Consider the following 16,983-nt stretch of genomic DNA (forward strand, 5'->3'; position numbering starts at 1 on the left):
CAGCGTAGTCGAAGAGTCCACCGGAACCGCCGAACGGCCGGTGTCGGAGCACCGCGGTGTGACAACATGGAGGAGTTCGAGACGGCGAAGGGGTGCTGCTGATGGACACGGACCAGCGAGCCGGGGGCGAGATGGACGGCACGGACGACGCCGGGTGGGCGGAGCCGCAGCGCACCGCGCAACCCGCCCCTGCGGCATCCCCGCAGCAGCCTGACCAGCCGCAGCAGTATCCGGGGCAACCACCCCAGCCGCAGCAGTACCAGGGCCAGCCGGGGTACGCGCAACAGCCGTATGGCGCCCACCCAGGCGCCGCGCAACCGCCCTACCCGCAACCCCAGGGATACCCACAACAGCAGCCGTACCCGCAGTACCCGCAGCCCCAGGGGTACCCGCACGCCCAGGGGTACCCGCAACCGCAGACGCATCCGCAGTACCCGCAGCCCCAGGGGTCCCCGTCACAGCAGGCGGGTTACGGGCCGCAGCAGCCCGGGTACGCGCCGCAACCGGGATACGGCGCGGCTGCCACCGCCGCGTACGACGCGAACCCGTACGCTGCAGGCGGCGCCTGGGCCCCGGGGCCGCAACAGGGCTGGGCTCCACCGCCGAAGCCCGGACTGATCCCCCTGCGTCCGCTGTCCTTCAGCGACCTCTTCGGAGCCCCCTTCCTCGTCCTTCGGCGGAACCCGAAGGCGACCTTCGGTAGCGCGCTCCTGCTGCAGGGCGTCACGACCGTCCTCTCCCTCGTGATCGTCGGACTCGTCACGTGGCTGTCGCTCAGCCGGCTGTCCCAGGCCGCCCCGGGCGAGGAGGACGCGATCGGCGCAGGTGCCGTCACGGCCATCATCCTGTCGTTCCTCATCCCCGTCGCGGTCTCGATCATCGGCAGCGCGATCCTCCAAGGCATCATCGCGCAGGAGGTCGCTCGTGGGACGATCGGCGAGAAGCTGCCGCTCGGCGCGCTGTGGCGGCGGACGAAGTCGCGCTTCCTGCCGCTCATCGGGTACACCTTCCTCCTCATCGGCGTCGTCACCGTGTTCGTCGCCCTCGCCGTCGGTCTCGGCTTCCTCCTCACCACGCTCGGTGGAGCGGTGGGCGTGGTCCTCACCGTGCTCATGGCGATCTTCGCCATCCTGGTGCTCGTCGCCGCGTCCGCCTGGCTCGGCACGAAGTTCTCGCTCACCCCGAGCATCATCGTGCTCGAGAACGGCCGGGTCTTCGCCTCGCTCGCCCGCTCCTGGCGTCTGACGGACGGGTACTTCTGGCGGACCTTCGGTGTGCAGTTCCTCGTCTCCTCGGTCGTGAGCGTCGCGGCCCAGGTCGTCGCCACACCCATCAGCGTGCTCGCCGGTCTCGTGCCCGCCCTGTTCGTCGGGGTCGACTCGGAGGCGACCATGATCGTCGCCACGATCGCCGCCCAGGGCCTGTCCCTCCTCGTCTCGGTGATCATCGGTGCCATCACGGTCGTCGTGATCAGTGCCACGTCCGCGGTCATCTACGTCGACCTGCGGATGCGGAAAGAGGGTCTCGACCTGGACCTGGCACGATTCGTCGAGGCCCGCGCTTCGGGCCGCGAGACGGTGGACAACCCGTTCGACCTCGCAGCGGCTTGGGGTACCGGCCGCCGATGAACCCGCTGGTGTCCGCGTCGCGCCTCGACGTCCCCCTCGTCCCGGATGCCCCGGGTGCTCGTGACCTCCTCCAACAGGAGCTCTCGAAACCGGAGTACCAGAGCGCGCAACCGACGCTCTGGGACGTCGTGTCGAAGGCGTTCTGGGACTGGGTGAACTCGCTCAGGGTGCCCGGTGACGGCCCGTTCACGGGACTCTTCCCGGTGGTCGCGATGACGGTCGTGATCGTCGGCATCGTGATCGCGTTCATCGTCTGGGGCGTCCCTCGGATCAACCGGCGCAGTGCCAGACGCCTGGAACTGTTCGGCGAACAGGACGACCGGAGCGCGGACGAGCTCCGACGCGACGCGAGGGCCGCCGCATCCACCGGAGACTGGACGCTCGCCCTCCAGGAGCTGTACCGGGCGATCGCCCGCGCCCTCTCGGAGCGCACGGTCGTCATCGTCACCCCTGGCACCACCGCCCACGGCTTCGCGAACCGAGCCGCAGCCGCCTTCCCCAGCGAGCAGGCGGCGCTCCTCGGGGCCGCGGGCGTGTTCGACGCGGTCCGCTACCTCGACGCCGTCGGTACCGAACCGCAGTTCCGTGAACTGGAGGCGCTCGATCGACGCCTGGCCGCCACCACGCCGATCCTCCTCACCGAGACGGCAGCGCCCGGAACGGCAGGTGCGTTGCGGTGACGATCTCGACCGAGCAACCGGCAGCCGTGGCGGAGGAAGCCGTCTTCGACGTCGCAACACCCGGATTCCGCACGCGGTTGCGTCGCGGACGGTTCTGGATCATCGCCGCTGTTTTCGCGATCGCCGTCACCCTGCTGCTCATGTTCGCGACCCGGGGGGCCTCGATCGACGCCATGCTCCTGAGCGCCGGGAACCAGACGCCGAACGGCGGACGCGCGCTCGCCCAGGTGCTCCGGCAGGAAGGGGTGACGGTCACCGAGACCGATACCCTCGCGGCGACCCTCGACGCCGTCGACGACGCCGACAGCACCGTCCTGCTCTTCGATTCCGGCGGTCTCCTCGACGCTGCGCAGCTCCGACGACTGGCGGACGCCGACGCGCGGTTGGTGGTCGTCACCCCACGAGTGACAGCGCTGCGCGCGCTTTTCCCGGATGCGTCCTTCGCCGGCAACGCGCCCACCGACGAGGTCCTCTCGGCGGACTGCGACGACGACACCGCGGCCCGCGCTGCGACCGTCACCGGTGGCTGGACCCTCTACACGAGCTCCGACCCCACGGCCGAGGAGTGCTTCAGCGGTGCCTCCGGCGGCAGCGCGGTGCTCTCCCAGGACGACGGCGACCTCGTCCTGCTGGGCTCGGCCGACGCCCTCACGAACGACGGCATCACCGCAGCGGGGAACGCGGCACTGGCGCTCGGCCTCCTCGGCGCGGACCAGCAGCTCGTCTGGTACCTCCCGACGCTCGCCGACGTCCCGGTCACCGGTCCGCCGAGCCTCGATGAACTCACCCCGAGCTGGGTCGCCGGCGTCACCGGCACCGTCGCGATCACCGCGGTCCTCGCGATGCTCTGGCGTGGCCGACGATTCGGACCCCTCGTCATCGAGAACCTGCCGGTCGCCGTCCGGGCGAGCGAGACGATGGAGGGGCGGGCACGTCTCTACCAGCGCTCGTCGAACCGTGGACGAGCCCTCGACGCGCTGCGAATCGGCACGGTCTCGCGCCTCGCGGTCGCGACCGGTCTCTCCCGCCATGCCTCGGTCCTCGAAGTCGCCGGGACCGCCGCCGGACTGACGGGGCTCGATCCCCGTCACGTCCGGGCGATCCTGCTCGACGCGTACCCGTCGAGCGACGCCGAACTCATCGCCCTCTCCGACCATCTCCTCGATCTCGAAGCCGCCGTCGCCCGCGCCACGGACCTCACCGGAAGGAACCATCCATGACCGACGCCACCGTGCCAGGATCCACGAGCCAGCACCCGGACGAACTCCGCCGAGCACTCGCGCAGGTGCGCGTCGAGGTCGGCAAGGCCGTCGTCGGCCAGGACGCGGCCGTCACCGGTCTCGTCATCGCACTGCTGGCGAAGGGGCACGCGCTGCTGGAGGGCGTCCCCGGTGTCGCGAAGACGCTCCTCGTCCGCTCCCTCAGCCATGCGCTGAGTCTCGACACGAAGCGGGTGCAGTTCACGCCCGACCTCATGCCTGGCGACGTGACCGGTTCGCTCGTCTACGACGCGAAGACCGGCGAGTTCGAGTTCCGCGAGGGTCCCGTGTTCACGAACATCCTCCTCGCCGATGAGATCAACCGCACCCCACCGAAGACCCAGTCCGCACTGCTTGAGGCGATGGAGGAGCGACAGGTGAGCGTCGACGGCCGTTCGCTGCCGCTGCCCGACCCGTTCATCGTCGCCGCCACCCAGAACCCGATCGAGTACGAGGGCACCTACACGCTGCCCGAGGCGCAGCTCGACCGCTTCCTTCTGAAGCTCGTGCTCGACATCCCTGAGCGCGATGCGGAAGTCGAGGTGCTCCGCCGCCACTCCGCCGGCTTCAGCCCGCGCGACCTGACGGCGGCCGGTGTCACGCCGGTGATGGGAGCCGCCGACCTCCGCGCGGCCCAGCTCGAGGTCGGTCGGGTCGGAGCGAGCGCCGACGTGCTCGCGTACATCGTCGACCTCGCGCGAGCCACCCGTCGCAGCCCGTCGGTGCGCCTCGGGGTCAGCCCACGCGGCACCACGGCCCTCCTCGCCTCCGCGAAGGCCTGGGCATGGCTGAGCGGGTACCAGTCCATCACCCCTGACCATGTCCAGACGATGGTCCTTCCCGTGTGGCGTCACCGGATGCAGTTGCGTCCGGAGGCGGAACTCGAGGGGGTGTCGGTCGACGCGATCCTGCGATCGATCATGCAGCAGGTCCAGGTCCCCATCTAGATGGCGGTCACCGGGAGGTTCGTCGCGCTGGTCGCGTTCGGCGTCGTGCCGATCGTGGTGTTCGGCGTGCTCACGGGCGACGCCGCGCCCGCCTTCCTGGGCTGGCTCGTGCTCTGCCTCGTCCTCGGCGTCCTCGACGTCGTGCTCGCCGGTTCCCCGCGGCAGCTGGAACTGCACCGCCAGCTGCCATCACGGGTCCGCCTCGGCGAGTCGGCGACGAGCAGCCTGTTCGTGACGAACCGAGGCCGCCGCCGCGTGCGCGGGCTCGTCCGTGACGCCTGGCAGCCGTCCGCCGGCGCACCGCCCGCGCGTCTGCGGGTCGACGTGCCGCCCGCCGAACGGCGCTCCGTGAGCCTGATCCTCACCCCCTTCCGCCGCGGCGAGCGACGGGTGTCGCAGGTCACCGTGCGATCGTTCGGTCCGATGGGGCTCCTCGCACGCCAGGCCACGCTCAACTGCGCCGGCCGACTGCGTGTGTTGCCGGCCTTCTCGTCGCGCAAGCACCTGCCGAGCCGGATCGCACGGCTGCGCGAACTCGACGGTGCCACGAGTGTGATGGTGCGCGGTCAGGGCACCGAGTTCGACTCGCTCCGCGAGTACGTGCGCGGCGACGACGTCCGATCCATCGACTGGCGTGCGACGGCGCGGCGCGGCGACGTCATGATCCGCACCTGGCGACCGGAGCGCGACCGCCGCGTCGTCGTCGTCACCGACACCGGCCGGACCTCCGCTGCACGGATCGACGACGAACCCCGGATCGACACCGCGTTCGAGTCCGCACTCCTCCTCGCCGCCCTCGCCACGCGGGCGGGTGACCGCGTCGACTACCTCGCCTACGACCGGCGCGTGCGCGGGCGGGTACAGGGCACGACCGGTGCCGAACTGATGTCGCGACTCGTCGATGCGATGGCGCTCGTCGACCCCGAGCTCATCGAGACGGACTGGGACGCGATCCCCGCCCAAGTCCGCCAGATCACGAGTCAGCGCGCCCTGGTCGTCCTGCAGACCTCGATCGACGCCCCGGGCGCCGCTCACGGACTGCTCGCAGTGCTCCCCCAGCTCACCCGCCGGCACGTCGTCGTCGTCACGAGTGTCGTCGATCCCGCGACCATGGCTGCCACCCGAGACCGCGGTTCACGTGAGTCCGTCTACCGGGCTGCCGCCGCAGAACGCTCGATGCTCGACATCGAACGGGTGTCCGCTGCGATCCGCCAACTCGGTGCGGAAGTCGTCACCGGTTCGCCGGCGACGCTCCCGCCGGCCCTCGCCGACGCCTATCTCGCGCTGAAGGCCTCCGGCCGGTTGTGAGCGGTTCGGCCCGTCGCTCGGCACGTGTGCCGACGGGTCGCTCAGCGTCCCTTGCGCTTGTTGCGTCGCTCGCGGGCGAGCGCCTCCTGCTTGGCCTTGCGCGCCGCGAGCTGTGCACCACGGCTCGTTCCGGCCGCGGTCCCCGGGCTCGACGCGCCCTTCGCGGGCTTCCGACGCTTGCCCTGACGCTGTTCGACCGGCGCGGCCGGTGCCTCGGCGGGCGCTGCCCGACGTGAGCTGTTCGCCGTCCGCCCTCGGACGATGCCGATGAACTCCTCGATCGCCTCGTCGTCGCGTCCCTGCCGCCAGACGAGGGATACCGGCACCGACGGCAGATCATCGATCGGGCGGTAGTCGACGTCCTTGCGGTGATGGAGCCGCGCAACCGACTGCGGAACGACGACGATGCCGACCTCCGAAGCGGCGAGTTCGATGGCCGACTCCGGGTCGGTGGCGAGTGGGGCTGCAGCGGGTGGGAAGCCGAGCTCCGAGGCGCGTTCGTCCCAGCCGAGGACGAGCGGCGCCATGATGAGCTGTTCGTCCACGAGGTCGGTCATGACCACCGTGTCCTGGTCGAGCAGCGCCGAACCCTTCGCGGCGACCACGACGGGAAGCTCCGCGAACAGTTCGATGGCGTTGAGCCCCTCACGATCGATCGGGAGCCGGGCGAGCGCGACATCGGCACGTCCACTGAGGATCGTGTCGCGCTGCTCGTCGAGATCGACGCGCACGAGCGCCAGCGGGTCTTCCGGGCGGCGCTCGGACCAGATCCTCGCCCACTTGCCCGGGTTGACGCCCCGCGCGAAGGCGACAGTGAGGGCCGGTGGGGCCGACAGCCCGGCCTCGGTGTCGTCGGCCGAGACCTCCGACGGGTCGATCTGCTCGTCCTGGACGTCCATCCTGCCTCCACTGCTCGCCAGCCACCCTACTGCAGCCACCGGACGCGCGGCCGCAAGCGGTTGGGCGCCTGCCGTCCGGCGGGGTACGCTGAGCGGATGGGCGCGAGCGAACAGATCATGAAACCGGCAACTGCGGCGAAGAAGCTCGGGGTGTACCTGCCGGCCACGCCAGCGTCGTTCCAGGAGGAGCCGATCACGCGTTCGGCGTTCCTCGAACTGCAGTCGAACCCCACCGAGTGGCTCCTCGAACTGCGCAAGTCCGGCCCACACCCGCGCGACGTCGTCGCTCGCAAACTCGGTGTCTCAACCTCGGGGCTCGCCCGCGCCGAGATCACGGAGGCACTCACGACGGAGCAGATCCAGGAGCTCCTGCGCACGCTGCCGGCCTGGCTCGTCCAGGAGCGTGCCGTGCACGCTGAGGTCCAGGCGGAGAACGCCCGCGTCAACGCCCGCAACGCCGAACGTCGCGCCCGAAGCGAAGCCGGCGAGTAGCTTCCGGCTGTTCACCAGCCCGGCTCAGCCTGCGACGATGCGCTTCGCGCCGGCTTCGAACTCCTCGAGGTCTCCGCGTTCGCCCGAGCGGTACGCGACGCCGCCCCACCAGCACATGTAGAGCAGGAATGCGGCGAGGGCTCCCCCGCCGATGAGCATCTTCACCGCCCACGGCCACGGCGCCGGCGTCACGAAGCCCTCGACGAGGCCGGAGACGAACAGGACGATCACGAGGCCGATCGCGATCGTGAACAGTGAGCGGCCTTCTTCGGCGAGCGCCTGTCCGCGTGTGCGTGGACCGGGGGCGACCCACGCCCAGAAGATCCGGAGCCCGGCGGCAGCGGCCACGAAGACCGCGGTGAGTTCGAGCATGCCGTGCGGGAGGATGTACTCGAAGAAGACGTCGCCCTTGCCGTACGCGAACATGAGCCCAGCCGCCTGCCCGACGCCCTGCGCGTTGGAGATGATGATGTAGGGCACCCAGATGCCGCTGATGCCGAAGGCGACGCACTGCGCGGCGATCCAGGCGTTGTTCGTCCACACCTGCCCGGCGAAACTCGCGGCCGGGTTGTTGGAGTAGTACGCCACGAAGTCGTCTTCCACGTACTGCTGCAACTGGGCGTCCGTCCCGAGGTTCGCGAGGACCTGGGGGTTACCGGCGATCCAGACGGCGTAGAGCGTCGCGATGACGATCGTCGCGACCGCGACCGCGAGCGTCACCCAGCGCACCCGGTAGAGCGCAGCCGGAAGCGAGAGCACGAAGAACCGCGGGATGCTCGACAGGACGTTCGACCCGGCGCCGGTGAAGCGGAGACGGGCCCGGGAGAGGGAGACCGACAGACGGTCGCCGACGAGTGTCGAACCCGCCGTCGTCTTGATGGCCGAGAGCTGGGTGGCGCCGGACTGGTAGCGGTCGATGAGTTCGTCCGACTCCTGGCCGGTGAAGAACCGCTGTTTGCCGAGCGCGTCGAGGCGGTCCCATTCCTGGCGGTGGGCTGCGGTGTAGGCGTCGAGGTCCATCGTCTGCCATGGTACGCGGTGAGGCCCGACTGTGCCGGGAAGCGTGCACATCTGCTTGAATGGTCGACATGTCCGCACCGGCTGCGCCTCCGATCCACGAGCCGTCGGTGGACGACGGCACCGAGCTCATCACCGGCGAGGCGGTCGCGCTCGATGTGCGTCCCACCGGCTTCATCCTCCGCGCTGCCGGTGCCATCATCGACTACGTCGTGTCGATCCTGGTGTTCATCGGACTGATGCTCGCGATGTTCTCCTGGGTGCTCTCAGGGGTCCCGATGGACACCGCGATGTTCACGGCGATCGTGCTCGGCCTCACCGTCCTGTGCCTCGTCGTGCTGCCCGCCGCGGTCGAGATCGCCACCCGCGGTCGATCGCTCGGCAAGCTCGTCGTCGGTGCGCGCATCGTCCGCGACGACGGCGGGGCCCCAGGCTTCCGGCACGCCTTCATCCGCGCGCTCACGGGCTACTTCGAGATCTATCTCACCGCCGGCGGGATCGCCGCCCTCACGGGGCTGCTGAGTAGCCGCTCGAAGCGCCTCGGTGACGTGCTCGCGGGCACGTACAGCCAGCGCGAGCGGCTGCCGCGCGTGGTCGAACCCGTCGCGATGATCCCGCCTCCGCTCGCCGGATGGGCGGCAGGGGCAGATGTGGCCAGACTCCCGGACGCCCTCGCCCGCCGAGTCACGCAGTTCCTCAAACAGGCCGGATCGATGACGCCGCCCACCCGCGCGCGACTCTCCGCGGAACTGGCGGCAGAGGTCTCGCAGTTCGTGTCGCCGCTGCCGATCGCCCCGCCCGAGATGTTCCTCGTCGGTGTCTCCGTCGTCCGGCGGGAGCGGGAGTACCAGGCCCAGCTGGCGCAGCGGCAGCGGCTCGAGCTGCTCCAGCCGGTCCTCGGGGGCCAGCCGCACGGCTTCCCCGACCGCTGACCCAGCGCACCTCGACGGACTCGGCGACCGAGGGCCGCTCGGCGACAGAACCCGTCGAGGTGCGAGAGGCGTTAGTAGCGGTAGTGGTCGACCTTGTAGGGGCCGTCGACGGACACGCCGATGTAGTCGGCCTGCTCGCCCGTGAGCGTCGTGAGCTTCACACCGAGCGCGTCGAGGTGCAGACGGGCGACCTTCTCATCGAGGTGCTTCGGCAGCACGTAGACGCCGATGGGGTACTCGTCGGTCTTCGTCCAGAGCTCGAGCTGCGCAAGCACCTGGTTCGTGAACGAGTTGCTCATCACGAACGAGGGGTGGCCGGTCGCGTTGCCGAGGTTCATCAGGCGCCCCTCGCTCAGGACGAGCACGCTGCGACCGTTCGGCAGGCGCCACTCGTGCACCTGCGGCTTGATCTCGACCTTCTCCGCTCCCTCGAGCGCTTCGAGCGACGCCATGTCGATCTCGTTGTCGAAGTGACCGACGTTCGAGACGATGGCGAGGTGCTTGAGGCCGAGGATGTGGTCGAGCGTGACGACGTTGAAGTTGCCCGTGCAGGTGACGATGATGTCGACCTCGCCGATCACGCTTTCGAGCGTCGCGACCTGGTAGCCGTCCATCGAGGCCTGCAGGGCGCAGATGGGGTCGACCTCTGACACGATGACGCGTGCGCCCTGACCGCGCAGCGCTTCCGCAGCACCCTTGCCGACGTCGCCGTACCCGGCCACGAACACGACCTTGCCGCCGATGAGGACGTCGGTGGCGCGGTTGAGGCCATCCGGCAACGAGTGGCGGATGCCGTACTTGTTGTCGAACTTGCTCTTCGTGACGGAGTCGTTGACGTTGATCGCCGGGAACAGCAGCTCTCCCTGCTTGGCGAGCTCGTACAGCCGGTGCACGCCCGTGGTCGTCTCCTCTGTCACGCCGAGGATGTCGGCGGCGACCTTCGTCCACCGGTCGGTGCTGCTGGCGAGCGAACGTCGCAGCACGTCGAGGACGATGCTGTACTCGTGGCTGTCGGCGTCGGTGGTGTCGGGAACGGCACCCGCGAGCTCGAAACGACGGCCCTGGTGGACGAGCATGCTCGCGTCGCCGCCGTCGTCGAGGATGAGGTTCGGGCCCGTCCAGTCAGCGCCGGCCTCAGCGGCCTCGCTCGACCAGTCGAAGATCTGCTCGGTGCACCACCAGTACTCCTCGAGCGTCTCGCCCTTCCAGGCGAAGACGGGGACACCTGCCGGCGCATCGACGGTGCCGTTCGGCCCGACGGCGACGGCTGCAGCGGCCTCGTCCTGGGTGGAGAAGATGTTGCAGCTCGCCCAGCGGACCTGAGCGCCGAGGGCCACCAGGGTTTCGATGAGGACAGCGGTCTGCACGGTCATGTGCAGGGAGCCGGCGATGCGGGCACCGGCGAGGGGCTGACTCGCGCCGAACTCCTCACGGAGGGCCATGAGACCGGGCATCTCGTTCTCGGCGAGGCGCAGCTGGTGGCGGCCTGCTCCTGCGAGCGACAGATCCGCGATCTTGTAGGGCAGGGCGGTGGTGGGGGCGACGGACGGCGCGGAAGAACTCATGCCGCCATTCTCGCAGACCACCACGCGACGCGGAGCTTCATGACGACGCCGTCGGATCCGGCGCGGAGCGACAGCGAGACTCAGGAGGGGTAACCGACGTCGCCGAGCACCGAGTGCTTGACGACCTGCCAGCCCTTCGGCACGCTCAGGCGTTCCGCATGGATCGAGCAGAGGTCGTAGCTGTGTGGACTCTTCTCCAGGCTGAGCGGGCCGAGGACCGCCATCGAGTCGCGGTAGTCGTAGGTCAGCGTCGACACCGGCTCGCGTGAGCAGCCGACCTTCGAACACATCCTGTCTACCATTTGGCTCCAGCGTAGCTCCGGGCCCGCGTCGCGGCCCTCCGGCTCGCCGAGCTGTCGCGGGTCAGAACCGATGCCGACCGCGCTGCCGCGGGCTCGGCGGGGTGAACGTGGCCCCGGTTGGCGCGCTCAGATGATCCTGGCGGGGTCTCCCGCCCACCTAGACTGGTCCCATGGCCCAGGCTGATGAGGAGACGCGCGGCGCACTCTCGCGCCGCCGCTCCCGGCACGGACGCAATGGCCGGTCGAGCGTCGTCGGCCCGGACGTCCCGCCGATCGACACCCGGATCGACCAGTTCGACCTCACGGTCGCGACGACGGCCGACTACCTTCGCGGCGCCTGGCCGGACGAACTCGCCGACGTGCGTTTCGAGGTCGGCGCGATGCCCGCGCAGAACTCCGGCATCGACGGCGTCGATCGCTGGTTCGTCGACCGCGCCCACCGCCGCATCGTCCTGTTCCGGCTCCCCATCCAACGGATGAGCAAGCTGCACCGCAACGACGAACTCCATCAGCGCATGATGGTCGAGAGCTGCGTCTTCCGAGCCGTCGCCGAGCTGCTCGGCAAGGATCCGTGGGATCTCGGGCCGGAGCGCTACCGCTTCCTGTGAGACTCGGCCCCGCAGCGTCTCAGCGCGGGTAGACGCTGATCGCACTCGCGAGCGGGTTCGGCGGCGAGACGGCCAACGAGGCCAGTCTGCCGGGCGAAGCGAGGCTGATCGAGGCGTACAGTCCGTCCGCACCCTCCATCACGTAGCTCCGGCCGGCGGCGACCGCGATCGTCGCCGCGGCTCCGGCAGCGACCTTCGCCGTCGTCTCGGTTCCGTTGGCGTCGGTGAGCGTCAGCACGGCCTCGGCGTCGGTGGGGTTCAGCACATGCAGCTTCTGGCCCGGGCCGGTCGGCACCGTGAACGACGCCGTGTCGTCGAGCGGTGCCGTCGCGCCGAACCAGGCGAAGTCTTCGAGGGCTCCGCCGCGGGCGTTGGAACGCGCGGCTGCGACGACCGGCTGGTCGGAGGTGATCTGGAGCGAGAACTCGCCGGCGGGCAGTTCGGCGAGGGCGATCTCACCCGGCACACCCGGTTGGATGGTCGCATCGATCACGATCGGTTCGTCCTTGCTGTTCTCCCGCGTGGCCGTGATGACGACGTCGGCAGCCTCAGCACCCGGCGCGAAGAGGCGCAGCGCGGTGGCGCGATCGTCCACAGCGGCCGTGTCCGAACTCTGCCCCGCCGCCGCCGGGGCAGTGACGACGAGCCCGGGGATGACGAGGTCGGTGGACGGCGCTGCGGTCGGACCCTGCACCTCCACGCCACCAGGCGCCAGCACTCTCACCGTGCTCTGCTGCAGGGCTGCGACGATCTGCCCACCCGTGCTGGTCACGTGGACGACGGGCGTCGGTTCGTTCGGTGCCAGGCCGGTGAGGGCGACGACCCGCTGCGTGTTCGACGCGACGACGATGCCGGCCGCACCGGGCGCGTCGACCCGTCCGGCGGTGCCGAAGACGTCGAGCGTGACGTTCGCATCGACCGCCGAGGGATTGCTCAACAGCACCAGTGTCGTCCGACCGATGTCGCTCGACCCCCCGACGAGCCAGCTCTCCCCCGAAGCCGGCGTGCAGGCGGCCGCGGCGAGGCCGGCGATGTCGGCCTCGGCCGCGATCTGGGATTGTGCTCCGCTGAGCGGAGTGACGGTCCCGTCGGACGCCCCTGGGACCGTGACGACGGTCGGCGAGCCGTCTCCCGCGCCGCTGGTGTTGTCCGGCGCAGCGAGCTGAGTGGTGGTCGGGGTCACCCCGTCGGCGCCGAAGTCAACGCTGGCCGGCCCGAAGGATCCGGCAGCGGTGGCTGCAGTCGCGTCCTGCGCGAGCGCGAGCAGGGGGCCGGGGCAGACGAGCGACTGGTCGCCGGCCACCGGTGTGACGAGCACGTCCTGCGGCGCGATCTCGACGGTCGGCAGCGACAGCTGGCCGGCGGCGGCGATCGTCACGGCGGCGACACCGACACCGACGAGTCCGGTGACGATGCGTCCTGACGTGAGGGCGACTCCGCGCTTACTGGGCATCGGGCTGCTCCGTTCCCGGGGTGTCCCGGCGGCTGGTGTCGGTGCGGTGCTCGTCGTCCGTCCTCCCGGACGGTTCGGGGGCGTCGGGACCTCGTGGATCCGCGAGGTCGTCCGGCTGGGCCGGCTCGGCTGGTTCGGCGGCCGCCGTGTCGTCGAGCGGTCCCGAGGGCTCGTGGTCGGTCGTCGCGGGCGCGGCGAGGACCTCGGTCGACGGGATCCCGATCGCATCGGCCGGTCCGCTCGGAGCCGCATCGCTCGGAGTGGCGTCATCGGCTTGGCCTTCGCTGCTGCCCTCGCTCTCGGGCTCAGCCGTCGGCTCGGATTCGCCCGCCGACTCGGATTCCTCGGTCGACTCGTTCGCGACGACGACAGCCACAGTGTCCTTGGCCGACGGACGACGCCACCAGCGGCCCTTCTCGGGTTTCGTCACCGGGGCCTGCTCGGCCGCGCCGTCCTCGCCGTCGGCGATGTCCTCGGTCGGGTCCTCGTCGTCGTAGGAGCCGACCACGTCCTCGTCGATGGTGGACACGCTGGCGGCGCTGCCTGCGGCAGCCGCTGCCGCCTGTCGTGCTGCGCGCCCCTTGAGCTTCGGCGGCTTGCGCGACCCGGCACGATAGCCGTCACGGGACGCGCCGTTCGGGATGCTCAGGAGGAGCGTGATCAGGAAGACGACCGCCAGCCCGATGCCGACGAGCGTACCGACGATGCCGGCCTTCGGCACTGCGGGGCCGGAGCCGACGTCCGCGACGGTTCGCCACAGGGTGCCGCTCGTGGTGTCGCCCACGGCGACGAGGGCCGGGTTCGCGTCGAGCGCGCTGGACGCCCGTCCGGCGGTCTGGCCTGCCACCGTCTGCTCGGCACCCTCGGCGGTCGGCGACAGGAGGACGAAGGCGATGCCGTGCTCGACGAGTGTGTCGGTGGGGTCGAGGCCGCTCTGCGAGGCGAGGTTACCCGCCAACTCGGCGATGGTCCGGTCGTTCTCGGAGATGCCGGGAGCCGTCTGCACGATGGTGGACTGGCCCTCGAGCGTCTGCCCCTGACCGCGGATCACGACGGCCGTGATGCTGCCGTTCTCACCCGGAGTGATGACGAGCGTGCCGAGCCGTGGATCGGTCTGTGTGGCGGCGGTCACGTAGGCCGGGAGCAGACGACCGCTGCTCTCGCGGACGACGGACGTGCCGAGCGGCTGTGCGAGCGCGAGCGGCACGATGATGACCGCAGCGGCGAGGACCAGCACGAGGGCTGGGATCGCCGCGAACCGCTTGATGCGGTCGAGGCCGAGCGTCGCCGCACCGATGATGCCCAGCCAGTACAGGCTGATCGCCGTACCCGCCCACACCGGGACGGACTGGCCGGCGGTCGAGGCGAGCAGGAGGTGGCTCGCGAGCACTGCCGAGACCAAACCGAGGAAGGCTGCGACGAGGAGCGGGATCGCTCGACGCGAGCCGGGGAGGAAGAGTGCGAGGAGCGCGACGATCGCGAGCGGTGCGAGGAGTGCTGGCACGACGAACACCGGCGCCATACCGGGCAGACCGAGCGTCGCCGCGATCTGGCTCCATCCGCCGAGACTGCCGCCTGGGAAACCGAGTGAGAGCTGCCAGCCGGAGGCCGCTGTCGCCGGGGTCGCGACCCCTGGGTCGGCGAGCAGGCCGAGCCAGTTGCCGCGGTGGATGCCCTGCTGCCAGATGAGCGGTGCGAAGAGCGCGAGCGCCGGGATCGGGACGAGGACGACGCGCGCCACACCTCGGCCGGCGAACGCGATCGCGATGACCCAGATCACGATGAGCGCGGGCGCGAGCGACGGTGCGCTCGCCACGATCGCCGCGAGCAGCAGCGCACTGGTACCGGCGGCCGCCCACGAACGGGCCGCGACGACACCGGCGTAGAAGAGCCACGGGAGCAGCAGGTGCACGATCACCGCTGCCGGGCGACCGCCCGCGAGCGCCGTCAACAGCGTCGGCGCGAGCGCCCAGAGGATCGCGGCGACAGCGCGGACGCCGGCCCGCTCGGTGAGGCGGGTCGCCGCGAACCAAGCGCCGAGCGCCGCGAGCGGGAGCGCGAGCAGGAAGAGGAGGACGAGGGAGAACGACGGCTCCCAGAACGTGATCGAACCGAGCACCGCGAGCACCGCGCTGAACGGATCCGCCGCCCCGAAGAAGCCGAGGCCGACGTCCCTCCAGCCGAAGCCGATCTGCTGCCACAGCTCGCCGACGCTGCCCGCCAGCGGCAGGAGCGCGCCGCCGGCGATGTACGACGCGCCGAGCAGCGGGGCGAGGATCGCGGCGCCGACGACGGCACTCGCGAGGACGACCCAGGCTCCCCCGCCCGAGAAGAACCGGAGATCGCGTTCCTCCCCGATGAAGCCGATCTGCGTGGCCTCCCGCGCGAGGGCGCGTTGGCGCCTGACCTCGTCGAGTTTCATCCGGAGGCCTGCGATGCTCGACCAGCCGAGCGTGCGGTTCTTCGCGAGCTGACGGCGGGCGTTGCCCACCTTCATTCCCGAGAACGCGACCGCGAACGCTGCCGACAGCTCGCCCAGCACGAGCTCCGGCTGCTTCTTCACGAAGTAGCCGATGACCCGCAGGATCGCGAGCGGGACGAGGCTCAGCCAGTGCACCGGCACCATGATCCCGGGGGCGTAGACGAGACGACGGTGCAGCTGCGCGGCTCGGCCCTGACGGTGGCGACGGCGACGGGCACCGAGCTTGTTCGACCAGGACGGCCCGGCGATACCGGCCCCGGCCGAGGCGACCCTGGCCGTCGGGACGACCGCGACGAGGAAGCCGGCGAGTCGGGTACGGATGCAGAAGTCGAGCGCGTCGTCTGCGACGAGCGCCTGGTCGAAGCCGCCGAGCTGGTCCCACAGCTGGTGCCGGACGAGCATGCCGGCAGGGCCGACGGCCATGACGTCGTTCATCGTGTCGTGCTGCGCCTGGTCGAGTTCGTCCTCGACCACCGGGACGGCGGCCCCGAGCGTCGTGATGGTCTCGCCGTACCTGCGGAGGAACGAGGCGTCGTCCCAGTCGAGGATCTTCGGACCGGCGACACCCACGGATGGAGACACCTCGAGCGCTCCGAGGAGCGCGGCGAGCGCCGTCGGCTCGGGGGCGGTGTCCTCGGCGAGTAGCCACAGCATCTGCTCGGCGTCCTCTGGCTGGTCGGTGACGCGCACACCGGTGGCGATGGCCTGCGCGAACGTCAGGTCTTCGCTGGAGGTCACGAGCTTCACACCGGGCACGCGGGTGAGTTCGGCGATGGTCGCCTCACTGCTGCGGCAGGCCACGGCGATGATCCCGTCCGCTGGACGGGTCTGGGCGCTGAGGGCGTCGAGCGTGCGCGCGAGCGACTCAGAGCCGTCGCGCACCACGAGAATCGCCGTTACTCGGGGAGACATCCGTCTCAGACTAAGCCGGAGCCGACTGAAGACCGGGACCGAACCGGGCGCGCCCTGAATTGGGGACGCGGCAGGGCCTGTGGAGCGGGGTCAGACGGCGCGTTTGCGGAGCTTACGACGCTCGCGCTCGGACAAGCCGCCCCAGATACCGAATCGTTCGTCGTTCTGCAGCGCGTACTCGAGGCACTGGGAGCGGACGTCGCAGCTCGTGCAGATACGCTTCGCGTCGCGGGTCGAGCCACCCTTCTCCGGGAAGAAGGCCTCTGGATCGGTCTGGGCGCACAGGGCGTCGGTCTGCCAGGAGAGCTGGGAGTCGTCCTCGCCCTCCTGGGCGGGCTGACGGACTCCGGGAACACCGAGGTTGACCGGGTCGACGAACCAGTCGTCAGGTACTCCGGCACGGTACTCAGGAATTGCCATACCGTCTCCCCCCTTCTCGCACCCTGCGCCACGCGGCGCGTTACATAATTACACCCTTGTAGTTATGGTCGAGTCAAGT

General features: G+C 70.4%; 15 protein-coding genes. 8 read left to right on the plus strand and 7 right to left on the minus strand.

Annotated features, from left to right (window positions below; genetic code table 11):
- Positions 1-101 precede the first annotated feature (101 nt).
- Genes KXS11_RS14380 through KXS11_RS14400 form a run of 5 tightly spaced genes read left to right on the plus strand, consistent with a single transcriptional unit; the run spans position 102 to position 5,822 of the window.
- A complete protein-coding gene (locus KXS11_RS14380) occupies positions 102-1,628 on the plus strand; it encodes a hypothetical protein (protein WP_437386289.1) in 1,527 nt (508 codons plus the stop codon).
- Complete coding sequence (locus KXS11_RS14385; RefSeq protein WP_437386290.1) at positions 1,625-2,308, plus strand: DUF4129 domain-containing protein; 684 nt, start codon at positions 1,625-1,627, stop codon at positions 2,306-2,308. Before KXS11_RS14380 ends, KXS11_RS14385 begins: the two co-directional genes overlap by 4 nt.
- A complete protein-coding gene (locus KXS11_RS14390; protein WP_437386291.1) occupies positions 2,305-3,528 on the plus strand; it encodes a DUF4350 domain-containing protein in 1,224 nt (407 codons plus the stop codon). Before KXS11_RS14385 ends, KXS11_RS14390 begins: the two co-directional genes overlap by 4 nt.
- Positions 3,525-4,514, plus strand: coding sequence for an AAA family ATPase (locus KXS11_RS14395; protein WP_437386292.1), 990 nt, complete (start codon positions 3,525-3,527; stop codon positions 4,512-4,514). Before KXS11_RS14390 ends, KXS11_RS14395 begins: the two co-directional genes overlap by 4 nt.
- Entirely contained in the window at positions 4,515-5,822 is a 1,308-nt protein-coding gene (locus KXS11_RS14400) for a DUF58 domain-containing protein (RefSeq protein WP_437386293.1), read from the plus strand.
- Between the two features lie 41 nt (positions 5,823-5,863).
- On the opposite strand, the gene KXS11_RS14405 is transcribed toward KXS11_RS14400, so the two are convergent.
- A complete protein-coding gene (locus tag KXS11_RS14405; RefSeq protein ID WP_437386294.1) occupies positions 5,864-6,721 on the minus strand; it encodes a LysR family substrate-binding domain-containing protein in 858 nt (285 codons plus the stop codon).
- A gap of 96 nt (positions 6,722-6,817) precedes the next feature.
- Between KXS11_RS14405 and KXS11_RS14410 the strand changes: the two genes are divergently transcribed.
- A complete protein-coding gene (locus KXS11_RS14410; protein WP_437386295.1) occupies positions 6,818-7,213 on the plus strand; it encodes a DUF5997 family protein in 396 nt (131 codons plus the stop codon).
- A 24-nt stretch (positions 7,214-7,237) separates the two neighbouring features.
- Here KXS11_RS14410 and KXS11_RS14415 read toward each other — a convergent pair whose 3' ends face one another.
- Positions 7,238-8,233 carry a stage II sporulation protein M gene (locus KXS11_RS14415; RefSeq protein WP_437386296.1) on the minus strand — a complete coding sequence of 332 codons (996 nt, stop codon included), beginning with the start codon at positions 8,231-8,233 and terminating at the stop codon, positions 7,238-7,240.
- 68 nt (positions 8,234-8,301) lie between these two features.
- Here KXS11_RS14415 and KXS11_RS14420 point away from each other — a divergent pair, with 68 nt between their 5' ends.
- Entirely contained in the window at positions 8,302-9,162 is an 861-nt protein-coding gene (locus KXS11_RS14420) for an RDD family protein (protein WP_437386297.1), read from the plus strand.
- 71 nt (positions 9,163-9,233) lie between these two features.
- On the opposite strand, the gene ahcY is transcribed toward KXS11_RS14420, so the two are convergent.
- Both ahcY and KXS11_RS14430 read right to left on the minus strand, forming a co-directional pair.
- Positions 9,234-10,727, minus strand: a complete 1,494-nt coding sequence (gene ahcY / locus KXS11_RS14425) for an adenosylhomocysteinase (protein ID WP_437386298.1) — start codon at positions 10,725-10,727, stop codon at positions 9,234-9,236.
- An 80-nt stretch (positions 10,728-10,807) separates the two neighbouring features.
- Positions 10,808-11,029 (minus strand): DUF3499 family protein, encoded by a 222-nt coding sequence (locus KXS11_RS14430; RefSeq protein ID WP_437386299.1) that lies wholly within the window; start codon positions 11,027-11,029, stop codon positions 10,808-10,810.
- A 170-nt stretch (positions 11,030-11,199) separates the two neighbouring features.
- Here KXS11_RS14430 and KXS11_RS14435 point away from each other — a divergent pair, with 170 nt between their 5' ends.
- The gene (locus KXS11_RS14435) at positions 11,200-11,637 is read left to right on the plus strand and encodes a metallopeptidase family protein (protein ID WP_437386300.1); all 438 of its coding nucleotides are present in this window, start codon (positions 11,200-11,202) and stop codon (positions 11,635-11,637) included.
- Between the two features lie 19 nt (positions 11,638-11,656).
- Here the strand turns inward: KXS11_RS14435 and KXS11_RS14440 are convergent, their stop codons facing one another.
- The 3 genes from KXS11_RS14440 to KXS11_RS14450 all read right to left on the minus strand — a co-directional run bounded on the left by KXS11_RS14440 (position 11,657) and on the right by KXS11_RS14450 (position 16,904).
- Positions 11,657-13,090: a DUF5719 family protein gene (locus KXS11_RS14440; protein WP_437386301.1), complete on the minus strand. Its 1,434-nt coding sequence runs from the start codon at positions 13,088-13,090 to the stop codon at positions 11,657-11,659.
- The gene (locus KXS11_RS14445; protein WP_437386302.1) at positions 13,080-16,484 is read right to left on the minus strand and encodes a glycosyltransferase; all 3,405 of its coding nucleotides are present in this window, start codon (positions 16,482-16,484) and stop codon (positions 13,080-13,082) included. The genes KXS11_RS14440 and KXS11_RS14445 overlap by 11 nt, the downstream gene beginning before the upstream one ends.
- 90 nt (positions 16,485-16,574) lie before the next feature.
- Positions 16,575-16,904, minus strand: a complete 330-nt coding sequence (locus tag KXS11_RS14450) for a WhiB family transcriptional regulator (RefSeq protein WP_437386303.1) — start codon at positions 16,902-16,904, stop codon at positions 16,575-16,577.
- Positions 16,905-16,983 lie beyond the last annotated feature (79 nt).

This window comes from Plantibacter flavus (genome assembly GCF_051487245.1).
Classification (GTDB): Bacteria; Actinomycetota; Actinomycetes; order Actinomycetales; family Microbacteriaceae; genus Plantibacter; species Plantibacter flavus_B.